At 37.1% G+C, this 11,821-nt stretch carries 13 protein-coding genes, 1 tRNA gene and 1 pseudogene; 8 read left to right on the plus strand and 7 right to left on the minus strand.

Annotation, left to right across the window (positions count from 1 at the left end; all coding sequences use genetic code 11):
• Positions 1-557 precede the first annotated feature (557 nt).
• The 3 genes from DYY67_RS07255 to DYY67_RS07265 form a co-directional block, all read right to left on the minus strand.
• Positions 558-632, minus strand: a tRNA-Arg gene (locus DYY67_RS07255).
• Positions 633-667: 35 nt separating this feature from the next.
• Positions 668-1,513, minus strand: coding sequence for a DNA-3-methyladenine glycosylase family protein (locus DYY67_RS07260; RefSeq protein WP_166392046.1), 846 nt, complete (start codon positions 1,511-1,513; stop codon positions 668-670).
• A gap of 1 nt (position 1,514) precedes the next feature.
• Complete coding sequence (locus DYY67_RS07265) at positions 1,515-2,771, minus strand: MBL fold metallo-hydrolase (RefSeq protein ID WP_166392048.1); 1,257 nt, start codon at positions 2,769-2,771, stop codon at positions 1,515-1,517.
• A gap of 118 nt (positions 2,772-2,889) precedes the next feature.
• Here DYY67_RS07265 and DYY67_RS07270 point away from each other — a divergent pair, with 118 nt between their 5' ends.
• Together DYY67_RS07270 and DYY67_RS07275 are read left to right on the plus strand one after the other, a co-directional pair.
• Positions 2,890-3,111, plus strand: coding sequence for a hypothetical protein (locus tag DYY67_RS07270; RefSeq protein WP_166289080.1), 222 nt, complete (start codon positions 2,890-2,892; stop codon positions 3,109-3,111).
• A 121-nt stretch (positions 3,112-3,232) separates the two neighbouring features.
• Positions 3,233-3,535: an ATP-binding protein gene (locus tag DYY67_RS07275; RefSeq protein WP_166392050.1), complete on the plus strand. Its 303-nt coding sequence runs from the start codon at positions 3,233-3,235 to the stop codon at positions 3,533-3,535.
• A gap of 25 nt (positions 3,536-3,560) precedes the next feature.
• On the opposite strand, the gene tgtA is transcribed toward DYY67_RS07275, so the two are convergent.
• Together tgtA and DYY67_RS07285 are read right to left on the minus strand one after the other, a co-directional pair.
• On the minus strand, positions 3,561-5,075 hold the full coding sequence (gene tgtA, locus DYY67_RS07280; RefSeq protein WP_166392052.1) for a tRNA guanosine(15) transglycosylase TgtA: 1,515 nt from the start codon (positions 5,073-5,075) through the stop codon (positions 3,561-3,563).
• Between the two features lie 34 nt (positions 5,076-5,109).
• A complete protein-coding gene (locus DYY67_RS07285) occupies positions 5,110-5,661 on the minus strand; it encodes an adenylate kinase family protein (protein ID WP_166392054.1) in 552 nt (183 codons plus the stop codon).
• Between the two features lie 73 nt (positions 5,662-5,734).
• Between DYY67_RS07285 and DYY67_RS07290 the strand changes: the two genes are divergently transcribed.
• Positions 5,735-6,925, plus strand: a complete 1,191-nt coding sequence (locus DYY67_RS07290; RefSeq protein WP_166392056.1) for a redox-regulated ATPase YchF — start codon at positions 5,735-5,737, stop codon at positions 6,923-6,925.
• A gap of 1 nt (position 6,926) precedes the next feature.
• On the plus strand, positions 6,927-7,910 hold the full coding sequence (gene kae1, locus DYY67_RS07295) for a KEOPS complex N(6)-L-threonylcarbamoyladenine synthase Kae1 (RefSeq protein ID WP_166392058.1): 984 nt from the start codon (positions 6,927-6,929) through the stop codon (positions 7,908-7,910).
• Here kae1 and DYY67_RS07300 read toward each other — a convergent pair.
• The gene (locus DYY67_RS07300; RefSeq protein ID WP_166392060.1) at positions 7,907-8,230 is read right to left on the minus strand and encodes a hypothetical protein; all 324 of its coding nucleotides are present in this window, start codon (positions 8,228-8,230) and stop codon (positions 7,907-7,909) included. The two genes, kae1 and DYY67_RS07300, sit on opposite strands and share 4 nt — an antisense overlap.
• A 169-nt stretch (positions 8,231-8,399) precedes the next feature.
• Between DYY67_RS07300 and DYY67_RS07305 the strand changes: the two genes are divergently transcribed.
• Genes DYY67_RS07305 through DYY67_RS11620 form a run of 3 tightly spaced genes read left to right on the plus strand, consistent with a single transcriptional unit; the run spans position 8,400 to position 9,424 of the window.
• Positions 8,400-9,020 (plus strand): KEOPS complex kinase/ATPase Bud32, encoded by a 621-nt coding sequence (locus tag DYY67_RS07305; RefSeq protein ID WP_166392062.1) that lies wholly within the window; start codon positions 8,400-8,402, stop codon positions 9,018-9,020.
• On the plus strand, positions 9,010-9,288 hold the full coding sequence (locus tag DYY67_RS11615) for a non-canonical purine NTP pyrophosphatase (protein WP_320415999.1): 279 nt from the start codon (positions 9,010-9,012) through the stop codon (positions 9,286-9,288). The genes DYY67_RS07305 and DYY67_RS11615 overlap by 11 nt, the downstream gene beginning before the upstream one ends.
• The gene (locus DYY67_RS11620) at positions 9,209-9,424 is read left to right on the plus strand and encodes a non-canonical purine NTP pyrophosphatase (protein ID WP_320416000.1); all 216 of its coding nucleotides are present in this window, start codon (positions 9,209-9,211) and stop codon (positions 9,422-9,424) included. The genes DYY67_RS11615 and DYY67_RS11620 overlap by 80 nt, the downstream gene beginning before the upstream one ends.
• A 111-nt stretch (positions 9,425-9,535) precedes the next feature.
• On the opposite strand, the pseudogene twy1 reads toward DYY67_RS11620, so the two are convergent.
• Positions 9,536-10,565: pseudogene (twy1, locus tag DYY67_RS07315) on the minus strand (4-demethylwyosine synthase TYW1).
• Between the two features lie 370 nt (positions 10,566-10,935).
• On the opposite strand from twy1, the gene DYY67_RS07320 reads away from it, so the two are divergent.
• The coding region (locus tag DYY67_RS07320) for an alcohol dehydrogenase catalytic domain-containing protein (protein WP_166392064.1) at positions 10,936-11,821 on the plus strand (886 nt) is incomplete at its 3' end.

An 11,821-nucleotide genomic window follows, 5' to 3' on the forward strand; every position in this document is an offset into this window, starting at 1 on the left:
TTAGTCATGCCTATTCTTAAGGTTATACTCTAATTATTCTAAAAAATCTGTAAGATTAGAATATCTGTAAGATTCGCTCTTATAGTCAAGGGTCTAACTGTGATTAGTTTACTTCGTTAGATCTCCAAAAAGTTGCTAAATAACTGGCTTTTTTACTATCTTTTCTCAATTTGCATACATTGACTATTTTTTATTGTCAAATATAGATCGTGAATAGTTCCGTAAGACAACTTACTATGTGGATCAATCAATTTGCGTTTAATCCCGAATCTCTCAATAATATCCCACATTTCGTCTAAGGATACTTTTTCGACTTGCATGCTTGATCTTATTTTAATATGGTAGATACGTACGTGTGTGTATTACAAACCTACACCTTGCTGTGTTTTTCTACTATTATTTTGGAGAGTAAATTCACTTGTTATCTTTATTGATTTCAATATGGTATTTTTCTAGAGTCTCACCAAAATTACTATATCTCATATGAAATTATGCCAATCCTGTAATTCAACTAATTGGATTTAACAAATTCATAAGGCGCGCTTCAACTGATTAAACGGGCCCGAAGGGCTTCGATCCCTTGACCACTGGATTAGAAGTCCAGCACTCTATCCATGCTGAGCTACAGGCCCAAATATCGGGCAATTGGCAGCCATATTAAGGGTTTTTACAACCATTTCTTTTTGTTGAGATCCCTTTCCATTTTGAAAAGAAATTGTTGTGAATACCCTGCATAAGGTCCAAAATATTCTACAATTTTTTCATGTAGACTATCATGTTTTTTTTCTGTTAGAGATTTTCCATGCATAATATCAAATATGCTTGGATAATATTTTTGTAAAATTCGCTGCGTCCATCTATCTATAGGAAAAGATTCCAGTTTGTCAAGTGAAAACAAAAGTATGCAATCTGCAATTTTGTTGCCAATGCCTCGTACTGTTTTCAGAGTCTCCAGTGCAGATTTGTAATCTGTCTTTCTTAGTGACTCGAATTCTATTTTTCCCAAGTTTACAGCCTTTGCTGCATCTTTTACATATTTTGCCCTGAACCCAAGTCCGCATGAAAGCAAGTCCTTGATAGTAGCATTTGCTAGCCTCTCCGCACTAGGAAAAGTAGAAAACTGCTGGTTTTCAAATTCTACTTTATTACCAAATTTTTGGCAGAGTCTTGTTAGCATATTCTTGATGTTTTGTATGGACGAATTGGATGAACATATAAATGAAATATAACACTGAAAGGGGTCTTGTCTTATCAACCTCAAACCAGGAAACTGTTTTACTGTAGTGCCAACAAGCCTGTCTCTGCTAATATCTGATAATATTTTATTCAAGTTGTCATCCTGCCTAAAAAAACGCTGAACACTTTTTGAAGCTGAGTCTATTTGGAAAGGCTCTGTTATAACTAAAAACTCGTCCCCGTTAATGCCAAACCATCTATCCTCGATCTTATTCCAGAGAAACACTTGGCCACTATTGATTGTAAAATTTAGATCTATTGTAGAATTATTTCGCATTTTATATGGTAATTACTTCACCTGCATCAGGTGCATGGGCATCAAAACCAAATTTCTGATGTATCTCCTCAGCAAATTTTGTACATGATTCGTTATCGCCATGAATGGTGAGAACCTTTGGATTTCCCTTGATTTTTTTTATAAACTCAAAAAGAGCTGTCCTGTCAGCATGACCAGAAAATTCAAACTGCCTTACCTCTGACTCTGCCTTGAATTCCTTGCCTCTGATACTCACGCGGCCTGTTTCCAAAAGCTTTCTTCCAGGCGTTCTTTCTCCCTGATAAGAAACTAACGCTATACCATTTTTCTTGTCAAGAGCTAGATTTTGTAAATAGAATACGGCGGAGCCTCCAACTAACATGCCAGCAGGTGAAATTATTACTGCCGGTTCACCCAACATACTTTTTCTTTCCCTTTCTCCTCTTACCCAAACTGCATGATTCACAGAATCCGCAAAAACCTCAGCATCGCGTAGATATTCTGGATATTTTAGCATTATTTCATTTACTTTTACGGCCATGCCGTCCATTATGACTTTGTGTTTAAATTTAGCGTTTTTTAATACCACTGCTATTTCCTGTGATCTTTCAACAGAAAAGGCAGGTACAAAGAGTATTCCCTTTCTATCCAAAACCTCATACGCAAATTCAATGAATTTTTCTTCTGATTCAAGACGCGGCATCTGATCTGTCTGTGAGTAGGTACTTTCAGTGATTAACAAATCAATCTCACCCATATCAAGATCTGCCTCCCTTAACATGCGCGACCCTCTGGGGTTGATATCTCCAGTATAGAATAATTTCTTGTTCTGTGACTCTATCAGAACTGATGCACCGCCTAACACATGGCCAGATTCTAATAACTCAAAGGATGCATTTCCGCGAGTTACCTTTTCTCTATATCCGATTTCTTTTGAATGCATAATCATTTTAGACACATCAGATAGGTCAAAAGGAAGCTTACTTTTTTCAAGTCTTACCATATCCTCTATCAGCAATCTTGAAAGATCAAAAGTTGGGGGGGTTGCATAGACATCCGTACTACCCTGTGCAAAAAGTGAAGGCATGTTACCTGAGTGGTCCAGATGGGCATGGGTTATGATGGCAGCATTAATTTCATGTGGGCTTATTGGGAGCGGATATAGCGATTCCTTTCCTAACTCTACTCCGTAATCTAACAAGAAGCTTACTCCGTCACAATTAACTTGAAAGGCGGATCTACCTACTTCTTTTGCTGCCCCTAGGACTTTGACCTGCAAGAATTGAAAATCTTTTCAGAGTACCTTTAAACGTTTAGCGTTTGGAAGAACTGGTATCGTTATATTGTCTGTATAATTTACAAAAGACTTAATTATATGAATCAAAATTGATCTGAACATGGGTAGAACCTTTGAACAATGGTGGAGTACCATCCCAAAAGATCTTCGAGACAAAGTTCGAAGAGGCGATGAGGGTAACAAACCATTATTAAACCAGATAAATTGGATTTGGGTTCACAATATGATGAATCAAAAGGGTGATCTAAATCCTACATCTGCAGAATTGCTCGACTGGGTAACATCCGGCCAGATTGAAGCAATGCGCCAAATAAAGAAGTAAAAATTTCAATTATACTTTCTTTTTGTTTTTCTTTTATTCTGTAATTGTAAAATAATTCTATAACTCCGTTATGAATTTTGCAGATAGTTTAAATAGCAAACGGTAGATGATCAAAATCAGAATGCCAATAGCAATCATTCCAGACATCGATGAACAGAGATGTATAGGCTGTGCGCTTTGCGTAGAGATCTGTACTTCTCTTGGCCCGGACGTTCTTCGTGTAAAGCCTGTAGAAGGCTGGAAGAGAGGTAAAGCATTTGTATTTTATCCAGAAAGATGCATCTCAGACGGTGCATGCATAGGCGTTTGCCCAACAAAGGCAATCTTCTGGATGAGACCAATGACTTACACACCTGGTCAACCAGTTCCTCTCCACAAGAATGGTATCTTCGTAAAAGGCTGGGCAGAAGACGCTGCACTTTAAGCGAAACCGTTCTTTCCATTTTTTCTTATTTTTTAAAATTGAAAAATTTGATCTTATTTTTTGTTATTTTTGCATGATGCTTTAGAAAGTCATCATTTACAGCATGAATTGTTTTGAATTTGTTTTGTTTAAGGAATATGTTCCAAGTCTTGGCAAATTCAGAAAACTCGTCTTTGTTATATTGAGAGTCCGACATTACGTAATGTGCTGCAGGATAAATGTCTGAAAGTTCTAAAGGTATTATTCCTAGATATGGATTGTACTGGCAGAACTGAGTATCGTCTGCGATACTTGCAAATCTCTTTTTCAATTTGCCATATTCTCTTGATAGATAAAATGGTCTCATAGTACCTTCTGGAATGATTACAAGATTTTTCTTACTAGTCCTAAATTTTCTCACCATGCTATGGAATCTAGATACTTCTGGTCTGAATTGGTCCTCCTTTGAAAATAGGAATATTGCGCTTTCTTTGAATCTGGGCGTGCTTCTAATAAGAAACGGAGTGTTTGAAGTAAGAACTGATATGATTTCAAAGAGTTTTGGGTGTGCACGTGCTTTCTTTAGTACGTATTCCCATAATCGCCCCTCGTGGATGCATTCCTTTACCCTGTCAACCTCAGCCTTTATGGAATAAAGATTGTGTAAAGCAACACTGTTTATTTTTTCGTCTCTGGGAAGCGACTGAATCTCCTTTGGCTTGTATTTACTGCATATTTCACAGGTACAAGAGAAATATGATATCTCGTTAAGATGAGCAGTACCGTCTTCCATGATGTATCTATCATGTTTTGCATAGAGCATGTATGAGGCAGAATCAAAGGTATCGCAGCCAAGTGCCACGGCTAGCGGAATTGTAAGAGGATGTCCTGCACCAAAGAGATGAAGTGGAATGGAATCCGGCATCTCTTTTTTTGCAGTAATTATCATTTTTGCCAAAAGTCTGTACTCATATGATTCCATGAATTCTACTGGACTTCCTAGTGCAAGCATTTGAAAACCGTATTTTACCAACGCCCTAGTTGACTCTTTAACTAGATCAGAATACTCGCTACCCTGTATTGGGCCTATCCATATCTGTCCATTGTCGTCTCTTGTATCCAGAGTTTCCTTTGATACCTTTAGTGTGTGATTGACATACTCTCTTGCCTTTTTCTTTGACAACCCAAAACCTGTCGGTTTGTCTAGTGGAATGGCAAAATCTGTTGCAATTCCTTTTTCAAATGCTGCCATGGTCTTGTAATTTGTATCTATGTTTCCGTATTCTAGAACTTGATATCCCCCAGAGTCTGTCATCACAGCACCATCATAATCAATTATTTTGTGTATTCCTTTTTCTATGGCCTCATCACCACGTTGCTTTAGTGTGATAAACGCATTTGTTATAACAAGATCAAAACCCATCTCTCGTATTTTTTTTGTAGGTATTGACTGTCGTACTGGATGAATTACTGGAACATATGCTGGAGTCTCAATCTTGCCATGATTAGTGTGAAGTATTCCTATTCTTCCTGCCAGATCAGATTTCTTTATCTCAAACATTTCATATCTTGATTTAAGACAACGTAATTTGAATCTAGTATGGGAAAAATCTCTTCAAGTCTCTCTTTTCTGAAACTATTTTCAGCCAATCAACATTGTCTTCCTTTGCTTTACCTTTTACAAAAAGAGACTCAATTTTCTTCACTGTACTAGATACCGATTTGTTAGTAGTATCAAATTGGAAAGTTTTCTTATGTCCTACATTTTTTATCATGTCATAGTACGTAATTCCTATTATCTCACTACCAAGATTTTCGAGTAATTTTTTCTTATCATAACCTCTTTTCTTGTAAACCCTCTCCAAGCTGTACGGGTTACGTCTCAATACTACTGCAATCTCTATCTTGTTCTTTGAAACAACATAGGGAGCTAAATGTCCCACAAGTAATGCATTCTTTGGCATCTTTTTGTCTAATGTCTTCTTTAATTTTAGAACATCCACCTCTAATACTTGACCGTTCTTTTTAGTCATGCCTTCATTTACTGACACTTTATTTACGTCGATTAGTTCCAATTCTAGCTTTCTTGCAAGTATTCTTGCTACAGTATGTTTTCCTGTTCCGGGGGTCCCTGTTATTATTTTCAACGAATAAGTTGAAGAATGAATTCAATTAAACACTTCTGCAATACTAATAAGAGAAGACCTTGGACTGATTTTTATGCAGATAGGATTATTGGGTAAAACCAATGTTGGAAAATCAACATTCTTCTCAGCTGCGACCCAAACCACAGCACAGATTGGAAATTACCCGTTTACTACAATTGAACCCAACGTAGGTATTGTTTATGTCAAAACTGAATGTGCGTGCAAACATTTTGGAATAAGTCACGTTCATCAACTATGCATAAAAGGAACTAGATACATCCCTGTGAAACTAATTGATGTCGCAGGTCTTGTTCCTGGTGCCCATGAGGGAAAAGGGTTAGGAAATAAATTCTTAGATGATGCAAGGCAGGCAGAAATACTGATTCATGTAGTAGATGCATCAGGATCAACAGATATTCAAGGCCAACCTATTCCAGCTGGTACTCATGATCCGCTAGAAGATGTGCAGTTTGTAGAAGAGGAATTTGATCAATGGATGAAGCAAATACTCCAGAGGGAATGGCACAAGTTGACCCGAGAGTTAGAAAACAAGAGTGGTAAAGTCATTCATGCTATAACTCAAAGATTCAGCGGTCTTGGAATAGTAGAATATGATATTGAAGCTGTTTTACATCATTTGAATTTACAGATAAAAAAACCGCTAGATTGGGATGAAAGTGATATTCTTGCATTTGTAAAGGAACTGAGAAAGAGAACCAAACCAATTATAATTGCTGCCAACAAATCTGATCTCTGTCATGATCTTGGTATATTGGATAAATTGAAAAAAATACACAATACAATAGCGTGTAGTGCAGAGACTGAACTATTGTTAAGAAAAGCTGCAAAAGGGGGACTTGTAGATTATCTTCCAGGAGAAAAAGATTTCAAAATAAAAGGAACAAATCTGAATCCACAGCAACAAAAAGCATTAGATTTGGCTCAAAAAGTACTGTCTAAGATTGGAGGTACAGGCGTTCAACAAATATTGGATTCTGCATGTTTTGATCTTTTAAAATTGATTACAGTCTTTCCAGTAGAAGATGAATCAAAACTGTCAAACAAAAATGGGGAGATCTTACCAGATGCAAGATTGCTTCCAGCAGGATCCACTGCAAGAGATCTTGCTAGGTCTGTCCACGAAGATCTGGCAAAAGGATTCCTTTATGCGGTAGATGCCAAGACAAAACAACGAGTTGGTGCAGAGCATAAATTAAAAAATGGGGATGTGTTGAAAATAATGTCAACTCTAAGTAGAGGATAATATGCTCTGTTTGGGAATAGAAAGCACTGCTCACACTTTTTCGTGTGCTATTATTGAAAAAAAAGGCAAAAATGGAAAGATTCTGTCAGATATTCGAAAAATATACAGACCGCCTGAAGGTGAGGGAATACATCCACGAGAAGCATCTCGTCACCACGCTGAAAATTCTCCTCAAGTACTATCAGAATGTCTGGAAAAAGCGGGTGTAAAAATCACTGAACTTGATCTAGTCTCATATGCTGCAGGTCCAGGTCTTGGCCCTTGTCTTAGAATTGGCGCAGTTGTAGCAAGGTCTCTTTCTTCATACTATGATATACCTGTATATCCTGTAAATCACGCGCTTGGTCATATTGAATTGGGTAAGATGCTTACTGGAGCAAAAGATCCTCTAGTTTTACTTGTATCCGGGGGTCATACCATGATTCTTGCATTTCTTGGTAAGAAATGGCGTGTATTTGGTGAAACGCTAGACATAACTCTAGGACAACTATTGGATCAAATTGGAAGACATGCTGGATTTGCATCACCATGTGGTACAAAAATCGAGGAACTCGCATCCAAGTCGTCTAATTATGAGCCCCTACCATATGTAGTAAAAGGAAACGATGTATCTTTTTCAGGTCTTCTTTCTGCCACAAAAAGAATAATTCCAAAAGGACTAGAGGCGGCATGCTTTTCATTGCAAGAAACAGCATTTTCCATGATAGGCGAAGCTGTAGAGAGAGCTTTATCGTTTACCGGAAAGAAAGAATTTCTAGTGGTCGGCGGCGTAGCAGCCAACAAGAGACTATCAGAAATTCTTCAACTCATATGTAAAAGACACAATTGCAAATTCTTTGTATCTCCAAAAGAATATTCTGGAGACTGTGGTTCTCAGATATCTTGGGTTGGATTATTAGAATCGTCTAAAAAAACTGGCGTAAAGTTAGAAAATACATTTGTAAGACAATCCTGGAGATTAGATACTGTAGAGATACTTTACTAATCTTTATAGTTAGAAATAGCCTCTTGGACTGTTTTTTCCCATTTTCCATTGCTAAAGACACCAAACTTGTATGTTTTCTCCCCTTCGTTAGTTTTGACTTTAATTCGAAGTTTTTTGATAAACCTTCCTTCTTTTGATACTTCAACTATGTCCTTGAGTTTAGCTTCTATCACCGTTTCGCCAAACTTTTTAGAAAAATCCATAATTCGTCCTTCTGTTTTGTCAAAAGCGATTCTCATGTTAGTAAGAGTAAGTATTCCTATGCCCAATGTATCCTCTGAACAGTCCTCTTGCATGATTTTTTTTTCGTTTGGTTCCATGAAATCTTTTTTTTATCGTATGTTATAACTGTATATCACATAGTCGTTAAGAGTTGTTGGTATAGAATCTGATTTATTTCAATGTTGTTGCATGGTAAAGTATCAATAATGTAAGTAATTCTGCTGATATGATTGTAACTTAAATTATGTGACATCATACTTGGTGATATTGAGATTAATAAAAAAGGGCGCAGAGGCTGATATTTATCTAACAACATGGAATGGAAGAAAATCTATTCTCAAAATTAGAAAAAGAAAAAAGTATCGTAATGAAATTCTTGATAATAGAATTCGCACACTGAGAACTATTAGGGAAGCAAAAATGATCTCAGAAGTAAAATCATTTGGAGTCAATACACCGCTTGTTTATTTTGTGGATCAAAATAAATTCGAAATATACTTGCAATTTGTACCAGGAGACCTGGTGAGAGATTTGTCAAACAAAATGATAATAAAAATATGTGAAAAAATTGGAAAAATATTAGGGACTTTGCACAAAAATGGTATAATGCATGGCGATGTTACCACCTCAAATTTCATACTGACGTCTAACCAATTGACAATCTTAGATTTTGGACTTGCGCAGAGAACTGAAAAAATAGAGGATCATGCAATTGATCTTAGGTTATTCAAAGAGGTACTAAACAGCGCTCATGTTTCAATCGTAAATCAGGCATGGTCATCATTTTTGAGCGGATATGGTAAAATTGTAGGCGCTTCTAGGAAGGAGAAAGTCATCTCACAGGTATCTGATATAGAGAAAAGGGGCAGGTATGCAAATGTCGTCTAGTCTCTTTTTTGTATCATCAAACAAAAATAAGTTTAAGGAAGCCAGTACCATTTTGTCAGGATTTGGTATATCGATAGAGTTTTTCAAGTGCAAACTTCAGGAAATACAGACAAATAGTTTGGAAGAAGTAGCACAGCACAAAGCTAGACAAGCATTTTCATTCTGCTCAAAACCGGTAATCATAGAAGATGATGGATTGTTTATTTCAGTCACTGAAAGGCTTTCCAGGACCATATTCGTCCTTTGCACTCGATACTATTGGAAATAAGGGAATTCTAAAATTATTGTCAAAACAAAGGGATGCTACATTTAGATCCATTATTGCGTACTGTGAAAAGGAGGAAAATGTTGTGTTATTTGGTGCAGATGTACATGGAAAAATATCTAAAAAAATACGAAGGTAGCAAGTGGGGATTTGATCCGATATTTGTTCCAAAAGGACAAACTTTGTCCGTACTCACAAATAAAGAATAAAAATATTATCTCGCATCGATACTTGGCATTGAAAAAATTTGCTAATTGGTATTTGCATAAGAAGAAATCCAGCGGTCTGTGAATCGCTTCTGATTTTGCAGTACTACGATTCTTGACATTTCACTTTCATCCATTACTGAATACATGCCACTTTGCCTTATCAACGCATTAGCAAAGCGTCTTACTTCAGACATATCAAGCATGTCGGAACGTTCCAGTCTGTTGGTTGAGCGACCTATGTGCATGTAAGACTTTATCTCTATAAAGTGGACATTTCCGTGATTGAATATCTCGGAATATTCTGGAATTAATTGATCATTATCATTGTAGTCCTCTGATCAAAGTAACCCTAAGTACCGTTCTGGTATCCATCTCTGAGAGTATCTCAAGGCTGGCATTCCATCTTTCCCAGGCGTCTTTGTATTTTGGTCTATTGACAAGTTGAAAAACTTCTTCATTAGGTGCATTTGTCGATAAATACAACTGGGTTGGTAACGCATCCTCGTCTTGTAATCTTTCAAGCATTTCAGGCTCTTGGCCATTTGTAACCAAAAATACAGACTTTGTTGCTGGAAGCTGCTTGAGATATTTTATCAACTCAGGCAGTTGAGGGTACATTGTAGGTTCTCCTGAAAGTGATATTGCATAATGACTTGGAAGAAGTGATTCGTCAATTTTTTTCTTATCGCTTTTAACGTCTCCATAATGTCCCATTATCAGCCTCTCTCGCTCTTCCATCAAGTTTGAAAGAATGATCTCAGGTGGAGCTACTCTTTCAGGCTGCATTTTCATTGCACTATAAAATTCCATTGGACGCCAACAATACACGCATCTATTCTCACAAAACATTCCAGCAGGTGAGAATTCCATACACCTGTGAGTTGAGATACCATAAAACTTGTGCTTGTAACAATCACCTTCATTTCTAAATGATTTTTTTGTCCAATGACACAGCTCTACTGTGCTATGATCAGACACTCCGTACTTTGCCTTTTTGAGCTGATTTAAAATCACAGGTTTTATCTGGATGAATTCGTTGTTTGCCTCTACAGTTTCACCAGAGCAGCTCATGTCAAATATTTTACTTGGTTTTAATTAAATCTACGTAGAGCTTAGCATTGAGACGCATGGTGAGTTTTCCATAGGAACGCAAAGTACATGTCCCAAATAGAGCATGCTATAGAAGATCACAGCTGCAGTAATCCCCATTGAGACATACCACATTCTAAATTTCATATTTGCGAATATTTTTTCTGTTAGTAATAAACTTACGGTTGATTGTCAGGACACGTGCAGATTTGGAGTTTTAAAAAGGATCGATGGAATCTTTGAGTTCGTTTTCAATTATGAAATGAATTGAAAGTTTTAGCCCATTTGACAATTGGATTAGGCGTAGGAATCACAAAAACTATCTTATATGACGTATTGGTAAACCGAAGTCATGCAGGCAGCAAGAATTGTCAAAATAAAAGAACCGCTTGAAATTCAAAATCTTGAAGCTCCAAAACCTAAGGGATCTCAAGTGTTGATTAAAGTAGAATCTGCCGGAGTGTGTCATAGCGACATTCATCTTTGGGATGGGGGTTATGAAGGTCCAGGTGGTCAAATCCTTAAGACAACTGATCGAGGTGTAAAATATCCTTTAACTCCAGGTCATGAAGTTGCTGGCGTGATAGAAAGCATGGGGGAAGAGGTGGAAGGATTTACAAAAAATGAGAAAGTTCTTGTGTTTCCATGGATTGGCGAGGGACTATGTCCAGCTTGCAGAATAGGAGAAGAAAATCTATGCGACAAACCAAGATCTTTGGGAGTCTACAACGATGGTGGATATGCAGAATATGTCTTGGTTCCAAGCTACAAATATCTTGCAAAAATTCCTGACTTGGATACTGATATTAGCGCCCCATTATCATGTTCTGCTTTAACTGCATATAGTGCGGTCAAGAACGCACAGTTGAAACCTAACGATAATGTTGTGATAGTGGGAGCAGGAGGACTTGGATTGATGGGAATACAATTGGCAAAGGCAGTTTCTGGTGCAAGAATAATAGCGATGGATCTTGATGATAATAAATTAAAAGTAGCAAAAGAAAATGGCGCAGATCTTGTTATTAATTCTAAAAATGAAGATCCTATAAAAGCCATAATGGAGTTAACAGGAAATCTGGGAGCTGATGCAGTGATAGACTTTGTTAACGCAAGCAAGACTGTAGAGACAGATATGCAAATACTCCGACGAAGAGCACGTGTAGTTCTTGTTGGATTGTTTGGAGGAGCACTGCAACTAAATCTAGTATCAATGCCTACAAGAGCATACAAGTTAATTG

The organism is Candidatus Nitrosotalea sp. TS (assembly GCF_011319465.1).
Taxonomy (GTDB): domain Archaea; phylum Thermoproteota; class Nitrososphaeria; order Nitrososphaerales; family Nitrosopumilaceae; genus Nitrosotalea.